A 19,480-nucleotide genomic window follows, 5' to 3' on the forward strand; every position below is an offset into this window, starting at 1 on the left:
AAAGAAATACCAATGCATATGGTTCATAAGCCTCCTTTCCTTTTTAGCTACCCATTTTGGGGGGGGATAATAAAAAATGCAGATTTGAGTCCACTGTGGACTCAAATCTGCATTACTCACGTATAGAAGACACTTCGAATCAGCATAGCACAAATAAACTACCCCATTCGAAACCTAGGTCTCTCCATACGTAAAATAAGCAAATCAAAAAAGCCCACGATTGTGGTAAAATCCGCTTTTTTTGACCTGCTTATCGAAGCCGTATGGAATGAATCATAGGAACGAGCCTCCTCTTCTTTTATTGAATTGAATAATACCATGAGGTTCTTCCAGCGTCAACCAGGCACAGAAACTTGTTAGGGAGCAATCAAAAAAGCCGCTACATAATAGCGGCTTACATGTAAGGAACTTTTCAAGAACTTTAAAGAAACGTCGGTATACTCTAAATCATGAACTTCATGCTCACTGAGAAGCTATGCCCCTGCATCTTCAACGAGCATTTCAAGCTTCAGCACATGTACACGCGAGATTCGTTTGTGTTCCGTCTCCTCAATAATAAACAAATACCCATCATATTCAACGGATTGGCCAATTTCAGGCGGAATCGCATCCACTCTGGAATATAACCAGCCGCCAATCGTATCGTAATCCGTTCGATCCATCTCGATACCGAATCGTTCACTAACTTCTTCAATCAGCATTAATCCGTCAATCGAGTATTCCATCTCATTCACTTGTTCAATGGTCGGACGTTCCTGATCGAATTCATCCTGAATCTCACCAACAATCTCTTCCATGATATCTTCAAGCGTGACCATGCCGGAGGTTCCCCCGTATTCATCGATCAGAACAGCAATTTGTGTTTTGCTACGCTGCATACGCTTGAGCAGATCACTAATTAACGTCGTATCAGGCACAGCCAGAATCGGACGAATCACGGATATGGTGTCTGTTAACTGTGAACGCATCAGATCCTTAATGTGAATAAAGCCGATAATATGGTCCTTGTCTCCGTTATATACCGGATACCGGGTACGCATGCTTTCGCTCGCAATCTCCATATTTTCCAGCATGGACTGATTGGCGTTGAGACAGATCATTTCCGTCCGCGGAATCATGATTTCACGGGCGGTTGTATCCGTAAAATCAAATATATTATCAACAAGTGCTAATTCAGTGTTATCAATTAAACCGCTCTTATTGCTTTCTTTCATGAGAATACGTATTTCATCTTCACTATGCGCTTCATCCAGTTCTGAAGCAGGTGCCATCCGAAACAATCTGAGCAAGGCATTAGCCATGCCGTTCAGCACCCAGATAAACGGATACATCAATTTGTAAAAGAAGGTCAGCAGTGCCGCAGACCACAGTGTAATGGCCTCTGACTTGCGGATTGCCATCGTTTTGGGAGCCAGTTCACCCAGGACAATATGCAAAATCGTAATAATGACAAACGCAATGACAATCGAGATGCCATGCACATATACCGGACCCAGTCCAAATGCCGTAAATACAGGTTCCAGCAGTCGTGCAATGACGGGCTCTCCCAGCCATCCGAGTCCAAGTGAAGCTAACGTAATGCCTAGCTGACAAGCTGACAAATACGCGTCCATATTACGAATAATGTTTGACGCATATTTCGCATTTCGATTACCCGCTTCTACTAAAGCCTCAATTCGGCTACTTCGCACCTTGACCATTGCAAATTCTGCCGAGACAAAGAAACCATTCATTAATACCAGTAAACCAATTAAAAACAAACTCATAATACTCGGTAAGGGGTCACTCAAATGTTCTTCCTATTCGCCGTTATCGTTCGGCAAATAGGTCCACCTCCTTCGAAAATGTAGGATATTAGCCATTCTGCCGTTCATATGCAATTTCAACTTCCCAATGCTTCCACCTCCTGCTGTTTGCGCCATAATAACATGGATATACTTCTTTTATTATATAATTCTACACTACACAGTCAATCCGTGTCCTATGACACCTAAAAGGCAAAATCGACAAAATTCGTTCACAAAAGTAGTGATTTCGCTGTTTTATTCACATTTTATGAATACAGGAAGTCCTTTAAATCTCACATAGCATCTTTTCAGCCGGGTTCCAGCGCCAAGTCAAATGATGACTCTCAACATGTAGGCCACCGACCCAATATTCATCCTCTCTGAAGGTAGTCCAGTCGACTTCACCATTCATTACCTGAACCCCGAGTTCCGTCAGAGACAATACAGCATCACGAAATGCTTGATCATACTGGTTATACTTCGGAAAACTTGCCGCTCCTGTCATACGGATAAGTGCAGCCGGCCCTTCCGACATCCGCTTCAGATGTGCCCAGTATTCCAGATCACCCATGCCGAGCACATGCAACTTATCTCCTACCTTACGAAACAGGTCGTACGGACGATGAATACCTGCTCTGATGGTTTCCAATGTGGTCTGTTCAATACTACCCAAGCCATTGGTTACGGAAGGCAACCTGGACAGATGCGCCTCGAATGCTGCTTTTGCAAATGGGAGTTCATTCATTCCGGACTTTAAGTATTCTTGATGCAACCAAATGTCAGATGAACTGTACGCTTCCCAGAACTGTTTGCCAGCCTGAAGTTCCTGTTTTTCAATGACATGCCAGTTGCCTGACAAACTTCCGATCTGCTTGGGAGTAAGCTGTCCCAGTCCTCTGAAATGCTCTACCTCGAGGTACGAATCGATGCAAAGGAGATTCAGACGTATGTTCTGTAGATCTTGTCCGCTAAAATAATGCAGCAAATAGGATAACATCGTTTGATCATAAAGGTCATACTCGAACCATAACACAATCTCTTTATACTGCTGTAACGAACGAAGCTTCTCATCTAATGACTCAATCTGCAAATACACCTTCTGCGGTATGCCCAGTTCCTCTTCCAGTACAACAGCACGATGCTGACGTGCGCTCCTGTCCGCCATAGCTGTAGTTACAGGACCATACGTGTACAATTCTCTCCAAACGAGAATGTCTCCTTGTATACCGCTTTCGCGTAAGCGATTGGCCGCATGATCCCCATTCATAATATGCAACATGCCTTTTCCTCCTTCATGAAGTTCATTGAACACGGATGCCAGATTTCGTATAGGCAGTGAACGCTTGAGTTTTGTTCGGGCATCAAACAGCCTTTTCTTTAATGCAGATACATTCACATCAAGAAAGTCCGATATTTCTTTGAGCGTGTAGCCTTGAAAATAAAACAGCTCCACCACAACTTGCATCGATGATGGCAACTGGGCAATTGAACGACGTAGCGTTTCCTGCAACTCCTTCTGGATCGCTTGAGCTTCTGGGTTACGGGTCTGATCTTCTTCAAGGAATACAGTCTCTACTTCTTGCATAGGAACCACCGAATGCCGCTTGCGTCTGAGCCAGCGATAACATTGCCTTTCAACAATGATTTTGAACCATCCCGGAAAAGCTTCCGGCTTCTCCAATTTGAACAGATTGGCAAATGCTTCGGTAAACGCCTCCTGTACAACATCTTCTGCGCCATATGCATCCTGTAACTGCTGATAGGCCACGGCAAGTGCCATTCCTCGAAAATGCGTCACCAGTTGTTCATAAGCTTCCGTTTCTCCCTGTATTGCTCCTTCAATCCATGATTTCAATACCGCGGACTCCCTTCATCTGTCGTTCATTACTGTCTGAACTTGTATATCTATTGCTTCACTTTTGTGTTCTCATATGTAAGTGCCTTGAACTCTTGATTAGGTTACTTTATTTTCGACTACAAATGCAAAAGCCGTCCTGTCTGCAGATGTGAACTGCATTCAGGACAGCAAGGATAGACTTATGTGTTGGTATTAACGGAGAATTAACGTCTGCTTGGCGCTTGTGGATAGTTGCCAACAACGCCCGGATATTGATACAGCAATGGCTCATCAAACGTTGCATAGTCGAAGTTAACCATCAGCAACATGATTCTTCTGCCTGTTTTAGGATCACTGATAATGATGTGGTCACGTCCAGCTGCTTCGATAACCCCTTGGAAAATACGAGCATTCCACTCTTTGTTTCCTTCGTATGTCATGTAGAATGTACCGAATTTACCCAGGTTCAAACGCAAAATATTTTCAATGTACGATTGCTCAAACTGTGGAGCTGTAGTGGAAACGACCGTTCCTGACGGTGTCATTGGGCTTCCGCTGGATACGAGTGGCGGTACGCTGGTGGAGCTAGGAGATACCATGCCAGGTGATACCATGCCGGGTGTTGGTGCCATCGACGGCATGCCATTACCGACTTTATAAGATGTTCCCTGAACTTGAGAATTCGCTTGTGCCCCCAATACGGAGTTGGCTTGCTGACCCATAGTTTGAGTTGGTTGATAAGGTGTGTTAATCACGATAATTCCTCCCTGAATATGAAAATTGGTAATGGATTAATAGACGTCCGGACAGTCTTCCCCGGTTGGACTAAAGAAACAATGCGCCTTGAAACGTCCCGTGTTGGGCTGGTTATACCACGTCGCCGGGCAATCTCCAACCGGCCTAAAAAACCATAATGAGTTGCTCGCCGGCCAGAAACGTTCCCCGTTAATGACCCGTTGTGCCAGCCGAATCTCGGATTGTCTAGCACGCTGATAGAAGTATCCCTTCTGCGTGGACTCAAAGCCCCCCGGATTCTGAAAGACCATGCGGTTCATATCACGAATATTGCCAAAGTCCAGACAGTCTGCCAGCACACGATTCACGCCAACATTGCCTACCAGTAGCATTCCTTGCTGCCCATCTCCCTCGGCCTCTGCCCTCATCAATCTGGCCAGCAATCTGACGTCTTCCGTGTTGGCCTTAATTACAGCCATTTACTGATCCCTCCCATGCAGCAACTGTTCATCACCGTACATCGTATTGTGCAGGAGCCTATTCGGTGACACTATTCCAGATTTTTTCCATAAAAAAAGCCCGGAACCTCACGCAAGGTGAAGTCCCAAAGCCTTTTTATAACACAAATTAATTTTGCTATGCTCCTGAATCCGTTAAGGTTTGGCTTCGATCCAGTAATCATAAGCATGTACCAGATTGCCCTTGTAAGCCTTGTATTTAGAGAGCAGGTCTGGCAGTTTGATGAGCTGACTCTCCATCTCCTCGGCTCCTTTTTCGTGAAATGAAATATGTGTACCTTCAAAATTTTCTTTCATTTCGACGGAAATGAGCAGTCGTTTACCCAGACGATCTGCAATCTCCATTTCCTGACTTACGACTGCAGCGATCCCGTTAGAGCCTTCTGCAGTGTTACGGAATGCCATCAAGGATACATGATCAAGCGTATCAATCATGAACTCGGTAACTGAGATATCCTTACCTGGTAGCGGGTAGGTATCCAGCCACACCGCAAGATCCGCACTGGTTTCAAGGTTGCTGTCTTTCTTCGTTTCTTCTTGGAAATAGGCGATATTCGATGCCCACTCGGTCAGCAACGTATTCCGGTTAGCCTCCCATTCGGGCAACGTATACGGCTCGATATCCAGATGGATGCCCTCGAACCGCTCATCCGGTTCCACTTCGGCATTGTAGTTTTTCACATAATCGATCAGTCGTTTGATCCGAGGACGATTCTCCTTTTTGCCCCAGATCGGATGTCCACCCATCGCATGAACCTCGATTCCCTGAGCTTTCGCTCTTTTTACAAAACTGCGATAACTGGAGTAGCGCTGATCCAGATCAAGCCGTACGTATAACCAGTTAATCTTTTGCTGCTTGGCAAAAGCCAGAATGTGATCGCCGCCATCATCCGTCACTTGTGAAGCCTCCCAGATATAGGTGCCGCGAATTTCAGGTGCACTCGCAGGAGGGTTCACTGGTTTCTCTGGCGGTGTCTGTTCTCCTGGCTCCAGTTCCCCCCAATACGTCAAATCATGGACAGCTGAACCGGCATAGGACTTATGTTCCCGAAATGCAGTTGCGACCTCTTGGAGCGCATTCTCCAGCTGCGCTGAGCCTTTACCCGCAAAACTGGTAAACTCTTCACCTGGCATCGGCTTGGTGTTTACTCCCACGGTAACACTTGTCCCGCTCGCGTCTGCCCACTGCATCTCCTGTTCAATTAAACGAATAATTCCGTTACTTCCTTGTGCATTATCCCGGTAAGCAAGCAGGGTCACATGGTCTACATTTTGAATAAACCAGTGTGACAATGCTTCGTTATCTGCATCATCAGCTGTACGATCACCCTTGACCGTGTATGAATCGAGCCAGAAAGGCAGATCAACATGCACGGCTATTCCGCCATCCTGTTTGGCCTGATTTAAAACCATTTTCATATTACTGATCCAGGATTGCACCAATGGTTTGGCGTCTTCCTTCCATGCAGGCAACACGTATGGTTTAACATCCAGATGGATTGCATCAAAACGTTCACTTGCTTCCACAGCCTGATTGTAATCCTGCACCCATGAAGTTAATCGAAGCATCGGACCCTCGCGGCCTTGAACACCCCAGGAAGGGTCGCCACCCAGTGCCTCAATGGCAATACCTTCACGATCCGCTTTGGCAATAAATGCTCGATACACCTCTTTGGATATGGTCGTGTCTACGTTTACATACAGCCGATTAATCTTATGTTTAGCCGCATTTTCCAGCAGCTCATCTCCTGCACTCTTAACAGACTGTGCCTGCCATACCCAGGCAGCCCGTATATCCACATCTTCAGCTGTAGCAGGTGACTTGATCCCGATCATTATCATTCCTCCGATCAGTAATAACAGCCAAAATACTTTCCGGGACGTTTTCCCGAACATACACTCCCTCCATTCCTGTTCTGTTGTAAAATCACATTCATTATAGCAACCGACTTATCAAAAACAAATAAGCCCAAGTGCTTAACTTGGGCTTATTCCAGCTTCGAGGGATATCGAAAGACCGGCTTCGGGGCGACGTCCCGGTTCTAGTCCTCATATATCATTTTTCGGGTCATGCCTCCATCAACTACGAGATTAGTCCCTGTGACAAAGGTATTAGCAGGGTCGGACAAATATAGACAGGCCCTTGAAATATCCGATGGCACCCCCACCCGACCGGATGGATGCTGCTCGTGGTCTTCCGCTTTGAGTTTGGACACATCTCCAGTCTCAATCCAGCCGGGACTGATACAATTGACCCGAATTTGGTCCTTACCAAGTGAGACTGCCATCGCATGTGTCAGCGCTGTAATTGCACCTTTTGATGCGGCATATGCCTCGCTATTCGGCTCAGACATTAGTGAACGGGTCGAAGCCATATTTACGATGGCACCGCCATGTTCATTTTTTTTCATATGCCGGGCCGCCTCCCGACTTGCCAGAAAACAGCTCCTTACATTCGTATTGAGCACATCGTCCCATTCATCCACCGTTAGCTCATAGGGCGATTCCCACCTGGACACTCCAGCATTATTCACCAATACATCAACCTGTTTGAACTCTTTCACTGTGGTATCGAATAGCTGCTGAATATCTTGCTCTTTCCGCACATCACACTGCACAAAGATCGCTTCGCCGCCCTCATTGCGGATCGAAGCCGCTGCCGCTGCTCCCTCGGCTTCCTGAACATCGGCAAGCACGACTCTAGCCCCGGCAACCGCATAAGCTTCTGCCACACTTCGTCCAATTCCCTGAGCCGCTCCCGTGACAACAACAACTTGATCTGTAAATGACATGACTATATTCCTCCTCTGGTTAGACTCTCTGTTTAATTTGATGTACTAATTACCTTGTTCATTTCTTATCGATTTCCACTAACTCTATACTAATATACAAACACGTTCGCCCCTTTAAGAAACGCTTGTCCCCTAATCCGTCAAAAAAAGCTTACGCCATTCGGGCGCAAGCTACTCCATTTTCAACTTCTTTTAACCTCGTAAACGTTCAGTGTACAGACGATTCGTGCGTTCAAATCCAATATACCGGGTTCCCTTGAAGGAGAGCCGTCCTTCATCCCCTTCGGCACACATACCATACTCTTCACCATTCACTTTGAATTCCAAGCGGTCACCGCTCTCTACTTCAAAAGTGACGTAATACAACGTTCGTGCGGCATTTGTGGTGCCGGATTCGGAAGGCGACTGGCTCATCTTAACCCGTCTGCTAGTGATGCGAGAGTGTACAGTCAGCAGAGGCTCTGCATTGTTGCGCCCCCACCTCCATACTTCTTTGCCCATTGATAACAGCACGATACCCAGAATCAGGACAAATGCCACCGGAAAGACGGTTCCAAACAAATCAAACATCCAGGATGATTCAATGCCCATGTCTCTCCCCTCCGTTCATACTTGGGACAGCCGGAGTCTTGACCCGTCTTCTGTAATGTATATGCGGACGAACACAGAACTTGTTAACCTGATGAAATATTTACATCGTATATCTCAGGTGGAGCACCGATTATATTTTGAACATACTCAGCCATGCTTCAACCGTGCTATAGCGCAATTTATTACGCAGATTTATCTAAAGAATCAGGTTTGGGCTCAATCACGATATAGGAGTTGCGAGTGAAAGGAAGCCATGTGTTCCATAACGACTCCAGTTCATCTATACTAATCTTCCGATTGTACTGTGCTTCATCACAATTTCGCTTGAAATCCAGAGACTCTGCCAGATAAAAATGAGTTTCATCATACCCGACAACAGGCACAAAGTGCAAAAATCGCCGGTCCGAATGAACCCTGATGAACAGAATGACAGGCACGCCGCGGCTGATCTGCTTTCTTAACGTAGTGACATTACCACGCAAATACGTTGCAGAATAGCCGAGTTTTTTGAAAAACACAATTATCGCTTTAGGATAAAAGGTGCCATCCAGTAATTTGCGCGGATACCTCCGATAAAGCTGATCTCCTTCGGATTCGATACCAAAATGTCTTAACACATATGCACTGGAAAATGCAGCACATTCGACGTTCTTCTGTACCTCCGTCCTATTGAGGGACGAAATGAAGTATGTAGAGGGTATTTTGACGCTGTACATATGATCTTTCTTTGGAAGACTATAATAGCGATAAATTAACCAGATGATTGCCAGCCATAAGATCATGTTGAATATCATTTCGAACCTTCCTCCTGCCAATCACTGGACAATAAACTGTACGTCACAATGTTCTCATAATGATCATATAACCACTGAGCCTGTCTGGATGTGCCTTCGTTTATAACTTGAAAAGGGAGCATGCGAACCCTCCGATCATCCATATATGTTACGTTCTAAACATTTTCGTCATCGAGACATCCAACTTTTCTACCAGTTCGCTCTGACCCACTCTTCAATCTGTTTTGCCGCTTCCTCAGAAGACAAATCGGTTGTATCCACCGTTGGCATCGCCGGGTCAAAGGCTTTATCTGCGTTCTGCAACAACCAGTTCGCAAAATTACGATGATCTTTAATCGCATTCTCGTCCCAGCCCCGTGCCTGCAACCGCATCTCACGCGTCGCATCATCACAATGCAGATTGACGTAATGAATACGATCAAATCGTTCAATATAGTTGGAAGATGCAATATTTTCGGGTACCATCGTGCCGCATAGAACGGTACCTCTTCCGCTTAACGAGATGCTATAAGCAACGCGCAGCCAATTCTCTTTGGCAATCTGCCAATCGACATTGTTGATGATATCCATATCAAAGACGTCAAATTCAGGCAAAAGCTTGCGCACATGGGATGACACCGTTGTTTTGCCCGTACCGCTCGCGCCTGTGATTACAAATAAAGGTAGTTTACTCATTAGAATATTCCTCCTGTTGTCGTCTTATAAGCTCTAATCTCGCTGTGAATCGATAGAATGCCATTCCTCAGTCCTTAGGCCGTACATCACTCGATGTAGAAATCTCCCATTCAAAAACTCATAATCTCGTAGCTCACCTTCACGTTGAAAACCCAGCTTCTCGGGTATAGCACGACTTCTCCGATTGTCCGTTGCCGCACCAATCTCCACTTTATTTAATCCAAGCTGCTCAAAAGCGTGCTCAATCAGTACGTTGACTGCTTTCGTGATGAGTCCATTCCCCTCATATTCCTGACCAAGCCAATAACCAATCTCAGCCTTCCTGTTTTCAAGGTCAATATCACAATATCCAATCGAACCCGCCAGTTCACCTTGGAACCAGATCCCTAACCAGTATCCTTCCTCTCGTGCGTAACGCAGACGAGTTCGTTCAATAAAACCGGCTGAATCCTCTTCAGTCAAAGTCATGTCAGGAATCCTGAGCCAGGCTCCGAGATGTTCCCGGTTACGATCAATTAATCGGAATAACGCTGTAGCGTCATTGGATGTAAAAAGCGAAAGGTACGCTGTATCTGTACGGTCTAAGGCATGTTTAAACATAATTAATCCTCCCAGATGTTTATTCTGAATCCTCCTTAATCTGCTACCAGCCAGCTTCAAATCTTAAATCGGTCGATATTCCCCTTCGAAATGAAATTGGTAGTCATCACTGATCCGAATGTATCCAAGAATACAGTCACCTCTGGATCTGTTCACGATCCCCGAGTAGTTGTGATTACCCACGTTTCCTTCTGCGACGAGTAAATAATCGCCCTCACAAGACACAACAATGCCAATGTGATCATGCGAGTCGTCAGACAGCAGTTTTTCATATACGACCAAGTCACCTCGCTCTGGCTTGAAACCATCTTCCTGATCAAGATAGAAAAATTCATTTTCAGGTAACCTGGCCCAGTCCAGCCACGCTCCAACTCCAGCTAAACGATACGTCCGGTTGGGATAACGAATAGGCAGCTTAATGTCAACCTGCATACAGCAATGATACACAAAAGCCGCGCACCAATTATCCTTAAGTATCGTGTGAATATCGCGGTCCGGCCAATACTGGCAAATCTGCCGAAAGTGTTCATCCTCTGGAACTCCGATAATCTTTTGTTTGGCCAACTTCTCTGCAGCATCAGCAAGGGCTGAGCGTCTTTGTTCACAGTAATCCTGTTTTTCTACCGTTGAGCCTGTGGAATCCATTTCATCCACCTCAACCGTCATTCCAAGCTCATGCAATATATGATGTAATCTGACCTTCTCCATCCTCGCCTTCGTTAAACTCTGTCTTACAGGAGAGAAGTTCATATGTAAATGGATCGCATCTTTTAAAATCTCTTCGTACGACCCCTGAACCTGCTGACATGCCTCTTGAACAAAAATCGAATTCAGTATGATATACAATTCTTCCTCACTGAATAGCTGTAAACCCCGGAGTAGCTGCCTTGCAGTATCTGCGCTATTAGGACCCGGGAAAACATTGATCCCGGTTCTGTAAAGGTAACATCCGTGAAGCAAACCTGTGATCGCGGCCAGTTCCTGGTTTACTCCTCTTCGAGTCGCAAGCAAGGAAGCGAAACTGGACACACCAACAAGTTGGATCCACACCTCTTCTTGACCCGGGAACCCTTCGTGAGACATTCTGCGAATAACACGTGACACTTCGTCTATTCTATTATTTCGGGTTCCTATAGTACCACCTGTGTTCATCTCATCGCAACCCTTCAACATTCTTGTGCGTCATCCGGCTACTCGCAAAAGCAAAGTAACAACTTCGCAGAGCCAAGCAAACCAACTCTACAGCAGCTGCTTTTTCAAATCCATCCGTATGTACGTTTTCTCGTAACTTGAACCATCTTCATTGTAGTAAACAGCCTGTTTGGAGTAAGGTTCAGAGATGGCATGATAACCGTGCTTCGAGATCAGCTTGATCATTCTGGGATTTTCGACAGGATCAACGCTCACAAACATTTCGCTATAACCCAATTCTTTCGCACGTTCTTCTCTATACCGAATCAATGCTGACCCAGCACCCTGACCGCGATATATTTCCTTAACGTACAGATCACTTAATTTAGGAACCAGCTTTCCTTGTAATTTAAGAACTCCAAACCCCATGATGACGCTATCCTCATCCTCGGTTTCAGCAAGGACTACAATGACTTCTTTATTTTCCTGCTGTTTCATGTAGGACATGAATAAGGTCTCGTTGTTTCGAACAGAACAGAGTCCTACGATGTCCCTGGCGACAGCTGTTCTTACGCTATATTTCATGAACTTGTACCTCCACAATCCGTTCACGACATTACTGACAAAGTCTCTCCAAAATAACAGCCACCCCGTCATTTTCATTCGTTTCTGTTATCTCTTTCGCTCTGCATTTTAAATCCTGAGTGGCATTCCCCATCGCCACAGGCCAACCACATTGATCAAACAGACCGATATCGTTTACATCATCCCCAAACACCATCACATCTTGCATTGCAACACCCATGGCGTCACAGATCACAGAGACGGCATGTTCCTTGGATGCATTCAACGCCGAGACTTGTGTTAATTCACCTTGATCCGTGATCAATATGTTTAATTTTCCTTCAAAGCATTCTTGAAAAGCCACCCGGTCCAGATTGCCTGTGAAAAGGATCTTGGATGCTTCTTGCTGTTTAAGCTCCATTAAAGACCTGACCATAGGTTGCCCTTTTACTTTCATGATTGTCTCTGCATCATAAGGCTTCAAACTCATCCATACATCTCTCACTTCTAAACTAATGTCCAGATTCGGATTACATGCCAGACAATAGACTAGAACCTCTGCAGTTAACGCAGGTGTGATTCCAATGTGATTTTGTTTTCCAGTATGTCTGCAATTTGTATACGCGCCGTTATAATACACAAATGAACCAAGCTCCAGCAATTTTTCCGGCAAAAAAGCTTTCACTGCCCTCGGCGGACGCGCCGTTGCAAATATGAATTTCATTCCACGATGGGCACAATCTTGAATCGCCTTTACGTTTCGCTCGGAGACTTCTTTGTTTGCCTTCAATAGGGTTCCATCCAAATCTACAATAATTACCGGGAATTCCATGGCACAGCCCCTGTCTCACTTTTGTGCACTTTTTAGAAAAAGTTATATATTCCATCTTCGAAATACCGATACTCTTCCTCCGTCAATCTCCGCTTGCCATACGCATCGTAAAAAATATCTTTATCCCGCTCATCCTCGAAGGCATTCGTTTTTGGCCGAATGGCCAAAGCCACGTCATACCGGGGATCACCATAGGTTGCGCCCGCCCAATCGATTATTCCCACGACTTCGCCGTTATGGACGAGTACATTATCGATAGTGAAGTCTCCATGTATTAAGGTGGGCGCCATATCGCCTGGTCGGTTTATTTTTAAATGAGCAAGTAGTTCTTCGGTTCCGTCTACTGAATAATGAGCCAGATTATACTCCGCTTTCGTTAATATATGATCAAGCCAAGCGTGCTCCACCTGTTGCCATTCGATCGGACATGGACATTCATGCAGTTGTTTCAAACAACGTCCGAAGCTGACAATCGCCTTTTTTTTATCTTTCTCAGGCGGATAACCGGCAAGAAATTGTCTCAACGATATTCCATCCACATAATCCATCAATAGCCATCTAGATTGATTCTCTATGTAAAATGAATGCGTTTTCGGAATAGGGATTCCTGTTCCTTGAAGAAGCTGCATTGCGGCATATTCATCAGACAACCATGCATTGTAGAGTTCGTGCTCTGTTTTTTTGATTACATATCTCTGATCTGCTGTCTCCAGAACGGCAACGGTAGAGGTGTGCCCTTGCCGAGGTAGCATAACCTGCTGTACCGTTCCAATCTGTCCTAATATCTCCGATGGAATATCTGCGAGTTGCATAGGATTTCCTCCTCCACCTAAGTGAGATGTTTAGTACAGTTATAGAGCGAGCAATCCCACCGAGGAGTTCCGCTATGCAAGTGAGTTACCGATGTGTTTAATAGATTTCCTCTGATATCCATATGAGTAAGAAGTCTTTTCATAGTAAGGCTAAGAAATGCTCCATGGCTTACAACTAATATGTTCTCACCTGAATGCCGGTTAGCTAAGTCGGCAAGGCACTGCCTTCCCCTTTTTAGAATCGATTCTTGAGATTCAATCCCCAAATCCAGCTTGGACCAGCTATACCCCCAACGATCCACACGTTCTTGCTCCGTCGTACCCTCAATCTGTCCGCAGTCCATCTCGCGCAACCTTTCGTCTACACGTATTTCAATCGAAATAGCTTTGCTAAGTATAGATGCCGTTTCCAATGCTCTCGATAAATCACTTGAATAGATGTAATGCCATTGTTCCGATCGAATTCGGTCAGCAAGCAAATGTGCCTGTCTTCTCCCCTCTGCATTGAGCGGGATATCGGTATGCCCTTGTGTCCGGTATTCATCATTCCAGTCCGTTGCACCGTGGCGGATAACGCCGATCATAGCCATATGTATTTCTCTTTTCTAGATACACTCATGAATCCCTGCATCTTCCATGTAAAACGAAGCTAACACATGAATAAACCGTTCGTCAATGGTAGCATAGAAGTTTATATTCAAAGGCACCACTTTATCAAGACCTTTTACTTCTTGAAAATAAAAATAAGACCGAGGTGCTTCCCTACCAGCGGTCTTTCTTCTAAAGACTCAACTCTTATTTTCGTTGATAAAATTTTTTCCAGTTCTTTTGCATTACGTCGAAGCTGACTCGTTTAGTCTGAACGGTGGCCCATTCCTGCTTTTCTACGCAATACGGTTTATAAAAACGCCAATCACTAATATTCCATGAGCAATAAACCTTACGATACCACTTTCCTGATGACATAAACCCCTTATGTCGACGTACAGCCTTACTAGCTTGTCGTTTGGTCCATCGTGCAGCCTGATCTTTACACACAGGTGTCTTTTTATAACTTCTGCTCATAATATCTCTAACCTCCTTTAGGGAAGCTAGAGCCCATCCAATAACTTCATTGATTCACCCCTTCATTTACCATAATTGTAATATAGCCGGATTAGATTAGTTAAACAATATTAAGGGCATACAATCTGGAACCTTTTTTAATAGTATGTATAAATTTTTTACAATGCTGTCTAAACGAACTTTTTGTTGTTCTTTTCATGAAATCCAGCATGTATCTTTTATATTACAAAAAAAGCCCCATCAACGTAGGTTGATGGAGCACTCTTCATTAATATTCACTTACCTCGAATGTCAGTATACGATCAAACAGGACGTAGTCCTTGCGGCTTTTGAATGGTCCTTTGTTATTATCATGCTTATCAATAGCGTATGATGCTTTTCCGCTACCTGCTTGTTTGGTTTCATACCAATTAATAAAGCTATTAACTTCTTGCATGCTGAGGTCAAATTCTTTTTCAAGACCTGTGGTCATCGTAACTACGAGGATTGCTCTCCCAGTCTCAGGAACAGGTAACGTGGCAGAAGCAACATTCGAAGGTGCACTTTCACCATCAGCGTTATTTGCCGTTACAACGTAATAATATGTGACCCCTTGGTCCGCGTTTACATCTGAATATGTAGTTTCAGTAACATTAGTAGCAATTGTTTGATATGGTCCATCGGATGAGATTGCTCTTTTAATGTTGTAGCCAGTTGCCTTTGAGACTCCTGTCCATATCAAGTTAATATTTGCAGTTTCAGCCGTTGCTATAAGGACGGGTTCACCTAGATTACTATTAATTAAATATCCATCTTCATTAAAATCAATTGCATCTAATCCCCAATTACCGTCCCCAGTATTTGCTATTACAACAGTATGTACTGTATCAGAAAGCCCTACTTTCTCATAATCCAAGGTCATTCTGACGGTAGAACTACCTCCTGGTACATCCTTATATTGTGAGAATTTCTCTGTCGCACCATCAATAGTAATATGTAAGTTAGAACTATTAGTATTATTTCTAGCTCCGATTACTCTCAATTTCGTACCTTTAAATTTGAACTCAACACTTGTTGGGGTTGTAGTCCCTGAAACCCAATGCATCGTCCCGTTGTAGTTAACAGTATCATTAGTTGATATTCTGAATGTACCATTATACTTGAAACCTGCATGAGTATCATCATATCTGTTCCAACCAGTTTCAGGTGAAGTAAGTATATCACTAACAGATGCTGCAGACGCATTCGAATGTAACAGTCCAAAGGACAGTAAAACTAACAGACCAAACAGAAAACCTATTTTATTAAACGACTTGCTCTTCATAAACTATTCCTCCTGAAATGTTTTCTTTCAACAGACTTAAAGATATAACGACTTGTATCCCATGTCTAAACATTAAATTGCTGATCTATAAATATCATCTAAATTCTTGCATTTTTATTTTTTACTGGATTACCACAGAAGGAACTAAGGTTACTCACCTACGATCTTGTTATATTGAAAATACGTGATTTTCCTGTGATTTTTTCAAAAGAAAAGCCCCCTTTCGGGGGTCAATCGTTGATACAGCGCTATTTTCATCTCCACTTTCTCTCACTAGGCGTACATCATGTCCATAAATCCACGGGTTACATCTACGCCTTCTGCCGGTTCCGCTTGCTCTGTCTCTGCATGTGCAGCCATGCAAGCTTTCACTGCTTCTTCCGTAGTACAACGATTAGCGTCGTCACATGTGTAGCATAAGTGAAGCATGTATCTTGTTAATTCATCCGCCTGCGTGAATTGAGTTTGACCGTTGGTTCTCATCTTCATCACTCCTTTTCTTCTTGAGTTAAATATAACATCATCTTCATGATTTATTTGTGATTAATTTCACAATGTATCAAAAAAATAAAATAAAAATAAAGGGAAAACCTCATTCGAGATCTCCCCCTTACATTTGCCGCTCATATGCTACTTACTTCCCCCTAGATTTAATTCCGATTAATGCTCGATCTCATTCGTTAAACGGAGCAGCGGCACATTAAAGTACTTTCCAATGTTCTCCGCCATCTACGGTTTGCAATAGTAGCGATCGTTTGGCATCAGTATTCTCCACCAAGATCCAGCCGAGCTTCGGCGATACCATCTGCATTTTCACAATCTCAGGGTAGTCTTTGAAAATCTTTTCTAACACACTGCTCGTAGGGTAGGCTGTCCATGTTTTTCCTGTATCCTTCGAATAATACATAATGCCCTTCTGCATCGCCCAACCTTCCGATGGACTCAGAAATACAGGCGCCAGGTTGCGGTTAATCCCTGTTTGCTTATCCAGATTAAATGAATACGGCTTCCAACTTACGCCACCATCAGCTGTGAAGAAACCGCTGAACGTTATGCTCTCTCCGCTGGCACATGACATGGACATCCAGGCCGACTTCGCTTCACGTCCAAAAAATTGAGGTGCACTGATCGTGAAATTACCGCATGCTTTGAATTTATCCCGGTCAAAAAAGGAAGAACCCGTTCGCCACTGTTCGCCACCATCTGATGTCACGTACAACTTCGGTGTACCGAACTCTATGGCACTCAGGAATCCATGTTTGGAGTCCGAAAACGTCATGCCCGTGGTGTAGCCACGTCTTGAAATTTCTCCCGTTTGGGATTTATCCTTGTCATCACTGGAAGTCATTCGCTCCCAAGTTGTACCTCCATCCTGAGTACGATACAGGTTTTTGTCCTGTTTACCAATTCCCGTATCGAGCGTCGTCAGAACCCAGCCTTTCTCGGGAGAGACAAAGGATATCGCTGTTACCTTATCCGTCTTCGACAAGGAAGACAAACTCCAGCTCACGCCTCCATTATTGGTACGTAGCACAATCGTATCTGTGCCTCCCATCCCCTCTCGAACAATCCAGCCATGCATACGATCTACAAAATAAATACTTTCTCCATATTTCGGATTAGCCGGGAATTGCACATTCTCTGAGGGCGAAATGTTGGTCCACGTTTTTCCCTGATCCTGAGTGTAATAGAGCCGGAGCGCATTACGCGTAACTCCCCAGGCCAAGCCCCCGTTATCATTAATGAGTTGAAAATCGGTCAAACGTGTCTGAATCTGATATTTGGCCATCTCCGCTGCTTCGGTGTTATTGTTTGACGGGGGTACAACAGTAAGAGTCTGACCAACGTTACCGCTGTCATCCTGTTCCTGAGGTTCTGCAACTGGCGGCTGTTCCGTTTTGGTACAAGCAACCAGTAACATCATGATACCTATAGACAGCATTGCTGTCTGCGCGATTTTTTTCCATTGCAAGCGCAAGTGGGTTCCACCTCTCTCATTCATCAGACAGACGCGCATGTCTCTGTGACGAAGTTATATTTACGATTCATCAGAATCCACTGCTCCTATTCTACCACAAACTTCGACCTAAAGGCTCACACCGCCGGGGAACCTGCCGAATGTTGAATATTTTTGCCGATCATTGTCCTTGAATACCAATATGTAGACCTTTTTGGGATCATGTGAAGTCTATTTATCCACCTTTTTAGCGGATTTCCCCTGGTAATTAGTGCATGTTGTGAAAAAAGTTATAGACAAAACTCGCTTTATCTCCACATATCCCTTAATATGGATGGTAGTATACCCAAAAAGGAGAGGATAAGATTATGACAACAAGTTCAGCATTGAAGCCCAGTCGTGTCGTTATTATCGGCATGGGTGCGGTAGGAACAACAACGGGATACACGCTTATGCTCAGACAGCGTTCGTCCGAGTTGGTATTTGTGGATGTGAATCATGACAAGGCAACCGGCGAAATGCTGGATATGAACCACGGTTTACCATTTACCGGGGGCGTTAAAGTGTGGGCAGGTGACTATTCCGACTGCAAAGATGCCGATATCATCATCATTACTGCGGGTGCTTCACAAAAGCCAGGCGAGACTAGAATTGATCTGCTGAAGAAAAATGCAAGCATTTTCAAAGACATCATTGATCGAATTACCGAAGTCAACTCGCACGGTATTTTGTTGATTGCTACAAACCCTGTCGATATCTTATCCTATACTTCCTGGAAACAAAGCGGCTGGCCGGCTTCCCGGGTCATTGGCTCAGGTACATTGCTGGACAGCGCACGATTCCGTTATCTGATCGGTAAAAATAAAGGCATCGACCCCCGCAGCATTCACGCGCACATCATCGGTGAACATGGGGATTCCGAGGTGCCTGTATGGAGTCTGGCAAACGTTGCGGGAACAGACCTTGAACTGGACGAAGAAACACAACAGGACATTTTCAACAGCACCAAAAATGCAGCTTACGAGATCATTAATGCCAAAGGAGCCACTTCCTACGCTATCGCTTTGGCACTCGATCGTATTGTCGCTGCCATTCTGGGTAACGAAGGCTCCGTTCTGAATGTTTCCACATTGCTTGAAGATTATAACGGCGTTTCTGATGTATATCTGGGTGTTCCTTGTGTCGTAGATCGCCATGGCGTGCGTGAAATTCTGCCGCTTCCGTTGAATGAAACCGAGAAATTGGCCTTTCAGGCATCTGCAAGCAAATTAAAAGAACAGATTGCCGGACTGGAATAACATATACACTTATCCATTAAAAAAAGACCATTCAACAACTCTGCATGGAGTTCCGGATGGTCTTTTGATATGACGTGACAGGACGTTCCACTTCCTTACAAGAATATCGTTTAATCTCAGCTCATTCATGATTATCATTAATTATTTCAATCTTTAACTTTTTATCATCTTCGGTTTACATAATAATAA

General features: G+C 44.5%; 21 protein-coding genes. 1 reads left to right on the forward strand and 20 read right to left on the reverse strand.

Annotated features, from left to right (window positions below; genetic code table 11):
- Positions 1-473: 473 nt before the first annotated feature.
- From ACT89M_RS16120 to ACT89M_RS16215, 20 genes are all read right to left on the reverse strand, one after another.
- The gene (locus ACT89M_RS16120; RefSeq protein WP_154890389.1) at positions 474-1,766 is read right to left on the reverse strand and encodes a hemolysin family protein; all 1,293 of its coding nucleotides are present in this window, start codon (positions 1,764-1,766) and stop codon (positions 474-476) included.
- 307 nt (positions 1,767-2,073) lie between these two features.
- A complete protein-coding gene (locus ACT89M_RS16125) occupies positions 2,074-3,642 on the reverse strand; it encodes a sigma-70 family RNA polymerase sigma factor (protein ID WP_308721695.1) in 1,569 nt (522 codons plus the stop codon).
- A gap of 206 nt (positions 3,643-3,848) precedes the next feature.
- Positions 3,849-4,346, reverse strand: coding sequence for a spore coat protein GerQ (gene gerQ / locus ACT89M_RS16130; protein WP_154958016.1), 498 nt, complete (start codon positions 4,344-4,346; stop codon positions 3,849-3,851).
- Between the two features lie 69 nt (positions 4,347-4,415).
- Entirely contained in the window at positions 4,416-4,838 is a 423-nt protein-coding gene (locus tag ACT89M_RS16135) for a cell wall hydrolase (protein WP_154890391.1), read from the reverse strand.
- A 174-nt stretch (positions 4,839-5,012) separates the two neighbouring features.
- The gene (locus tag ACT89M_RS16140; RefSeq protein WP_154957319.1) at positions 5,013-6,773 is read right to left on the reverse strand and encodes a hypothetical protein; all 1,761 of its coding nucleotides are present in this window, start codon (positions 6,771-6,773) and stop codon (positions 5,013-5,015) included.
- A 146-nt stretch (positions 6,774-6,919) separates the two neighbouring features.
- On the reverse strand, positions 6,920-7,669 hold the full coding sequence (locus ACT89M_RS16145; protein ID WP_154890393.1) for an SDR family NAD(P)-dependent oxidoreductase: 750 nt from the start codon (positions 7,667-7,669) through the stop codon (positions 6,920-6,922).
- 192 nt (positions 7,670-7,861) lie between these two features.
- Positions 7,862-8,260, reverse strand: coding sequence for a DUF2500 domain-containing protein (locus ACT89M_RS16150; protein ID WP_090916558.1), 399 nt, complete (start codon positions 8,258-8,260; stop codon positions 7,862-7,864).
- Between the two features lie 182 nt (positions 8,261-8,442).
- Positions 8,443-9,042, reverse strand: coding sequence for a C39 family peptidase (locus ACT89M_RS16155; protein ID WP_487344750.1), 600 nt, complete (start codon positions 9,040-9,042; stop codon positions 8,443-8,445).
- Positions 9,043-9,050: 8 nt separating this feature from the next.
- Positions 9,051-9,176, reverse strand: a complete 126-nt coding sequence (locus ACT89M_RS16160; RefSeq protein ID WP_261769328.1) for a hypothetical protein — start codon at positions 9,174-9,176, stop codon at positions 9,051-9,053.
- 67 nt (positions 9,177-9,243) lie between these two features.
- On the reverse strand, positions 9,244-9,729 hold the full coding sequence (locus tag ACT89M_RS16165) for an AAA family ATPase (protein WP_308721693.1): 486 nt from the start codon (positions 9,727-9,729) through the stop codon (positions 9,244-9,246).
- Between the two features lie 33 nt (positions 9,730-9,762).
- Positions 9,763-10,329 (reverse strand): GNAT family N-acetyltransferase, encoded by a 567-nt coding sequence (locus ACT89M_RS16170; protein ID WP_308721692.1) that lies wholly within the window; start codon positions 10,327-10,329, stop codon positions 9,763-9,765.
- A 63-nt stretch (positions 10,330-10,392) separates the two neighbouring features.
- Positions 10,393-11,433, reverse strand: coding sequence for a CHAP domain-containing protein (locus tag ACT89M_RS16175; RefSeq protein WP_487344751.1), 1,041 nt, complete (start codon positions 11,431-11,433; stop codon positions 10,393-10,395).
- A gap of 135 nt (positions 11,434-11,568) precedes the next feature.
- Positions 11,569-12,045 carry a GNAT family N-acetyltransferase gene (locus ACT89M_RS16180; protein ID WP_154890398.1) on the reverse strand — a complete coding sequence of 159 codons (477 nt, stop codon included), beginning with the start codon at positions 12,043-12,045 and terminating at the stop codon, positions 11,569-11,571.
- 31 nt (positions 12,046-12,076) lie between these two features.
- Positions 12,077-12,856: an HAD family hydrolase gene (locus ACT89M_RS16185; RefSeq protein ID WP_308721690.1), complete on the reverse strand. Its 780-nt coding sequence runs from the start codon at positions 12,854-12,856 to the stop codon at positions 12,077-12,079.
- Positions 12,857-12,888: 32 nt separating this feature from the next.
- Entirely contained in the window at positions 12,889-13,668 is a 780-nt protein-coding gene (locus ACT89M_RS16190) for a phosphotransferase family protein (protein WP_308721689.1), read from the reverse strand.
- Positions 13,669-13,685: 17 nt separating this feature from the next.
- Positions 13,686-14,258, reverse strand: a complete 573-nt coding sequence (locus ACT89M_RS16195) for a histidine phosphatase family protein (protein ID WP_154890401.1) — start codon at positions 14,256-14,258, stop codon at positions 13,686-13,688.
- Positions 14,259-14,463: 205 nt separating this feature from the next.
- The gene (locus ACT89M_RS16200) at positions 14,464-14,733 is read right to left on the reverse strand and encodes a hypothetical protein (RefSeq protein WP_308721688.1); all 270 of its coding nucleotides are present in this window, start codon (positions 14,731-14,733) and stop codon (positions 14,464-14,466) included.
- A 268-nt stretch (positions 14,734-15,001) separates the two neighbouring features.
- Positions 15,002-16,036: a fibronectin type III domain-containing protein gene (locus ACT89M_RS16205; RefSeq protein WP_308721687.1), complete on the reverse strand. Its 1,035-nt coding sequence runs from the start codon at positions 16,034-16,036 to the stop codon at positions 15,002-15,004.
- 273 nt (positions 16,037-16,309) lie between these two features.
- Positions 16,310-16,519 (reverse strand): hypothetical protein, encoded by a 210-nt coding sequence (locus tag ACT89M_RS16210; protein WP_308721686.1) that lies wholly within the window; start codon positions 16,517-16,519, stop codon positions 16,310-16,312.
- 217 nt (positions 16,520-16,736) lie between these two features.
- Positions 16,737-18,014, reverse strand: a complete 1,278-nt coding sequence (locus tag ACT89M_RS16215; RefSeq protein WP_308721685.1) for a WD40/YVTN/BNR-like repeat-containing protein — start codon at positions 18,012-18,014, stop codon at positions 16,737-16,739.
- A 347-nt stretch (positions 18,015-18,361) separates the two neighbouring features.
- Here ACT89M_RS16215 and ACT89M_RS16220 point away from each other — a divergent pair, with 347 nt between their 5' ends.
- Positions 18,362-19,291, forward strand: a complete 930-nt coding sequence (locus ACT89M_RS16220; RefSeq protein WP_154983488.1) for an L-lactate dehydrogenase — start codon at positions 18,362-18,364, stop codon at positions 19,289-19,291.
- The last annotated feature ends 189 nt before the right edge of the window (positions 19,292-19,480 follow it).

The sequence above is a fragment of the Paenibacillus sp. NN59 genome (assembly GCF_057597225.1).

Excerpts from the sequence above, each read along its gene's own strand:
- ACT89M_RS16160 (WP_261769328.1), bottom strand. The coding sequence starts at position 9,176 with ATGCTCCCTTTTCAAGTTATAAACGAAGGCACATCCAGACAGGCTCAG.
- ACT89M_RS16170 (WP_308721692.1), bottom strand. The coding sequence starts at position 10,329 with ATGTTTAAACATGCCTTAGACCGTACAGATACAGCGTACCTTTCGCTT.
- ACT89M_RS16165 (WP_308721693.1), bottom strand. The coding sequence starts at position 9,729 with ATGAGTAAACTACCTTTATTTGTAATCACAGGCGCGAGCGGTACGGGC.
- ACT89M_RS16200 (WP_308721688.1), bottom strand. The coding sequence starts at position 14,733 with ATGAGCAGAAGTTATAAAAAGACACCTGTGTGTAAAGATCAGGCTGCA.
- ACT89M_RS16135 (WP_154890391.1), bottom strand. The coding sequence starts at position 4,838 with ATGGCTGTAATTAAGGCCAACACGGAAGACGTCAGATTGCTGGCCAGA.
- gerQ (WP_154958016.1), bottom strand. The coding sequence starts at position 4,346 with ATGGGTCAGCAAGCCAACTCCGTATTGGGGGCACAAGCGAATTCTCAA.
- ACT89M_RS16155 (WP_487344750.1), bottom strand. The coding sequence starts at position 9,042 with ATGATCTTATGGCTGGCAATCATCTGGTTAATTTATCGCTATTATAGT.
- ACT89M_RS16150 (WP_090916558.1), bottom strand. The coding sequence starts at position 8,260 with ATGGGCATTGAATCATCCTGGATGTTTGATTTGTTTGGAACCGTCTTT.
- ACT89M_RS16140 (WP_154957319.1), bottom strand. The coding sequence starts at position 6,773 with ATGTTCGGGAAAACGTCCCGGAAAGTATTTTGGCTGTTATTACTGATC.
- ACT89M_RS16220 (WP_154983488.1), top strand. The coding sequence starts at position 18,362 with ATGACAACAAGTTCAGCATTGAAGCCCAGTCGTGTCGTTATTATCGGC.
- ACT89M_RS16210 (WP_308721686.1), bottom strand. The coding sequence starts at position 16,519 with ATGAGAACCAACGGTCAAACTCAATTCACGCAGGCGGATGAATTAACA.
- ACT89M_RS16185 (WP_308721690.1), bottom strand. The coding sequence starts at position 12,856 with ATGGAATTCCCGGTAATTATTGTAGATTTGGATGGAACCCTATTGAAG.
- ACT89M_RS16145 (WP_154890393.1), bottom strand. The coding sequence starts at position 7,669 with ATGTCATTTACAGATCAAGTTGTTGTTGTCACGGGAGCGGCTCAGGGA.
- ACT89M_RS16120 (WP_154890389.1), bottom strand. The coding sequence starts at position 1,766 with ATGAGTTTGTTTTTAATTGGTTTACTGGTATTAATGAATGGTTTCTTT.
- ACT89M_RS16180 (WP_154890398.1), bottom strand. The coding sequence starts at position 12,045 with ATGAAATATAGCGTAAGAACAGCTGTCGCCAGGGACATCGTAGGACTC.
- ACT89M_RS16190 (WP_308721689.1), bottom strand. The coding sequence starts at position 13,668 with ATGCAACTCGCAGATATTCCATCGGAGATATTAGGACAGATTGGAACG.
- ACT89M_RS16205 (WP_308721687.1), bottom strand. The coding sequence starts at position 16,036 with ATGAAGAGCAAGTCGTTTAATAAAATAGGTTTTCTGTTTGGTCTGTTA.
- ACT89M_RS16195 (WP_154890401.1), bottom strand. The coding sequence starts at position 14,258 with ATGGCTATGATCGGCGTTATCCGCCACGGTGCAACGGACTGGAATGAT.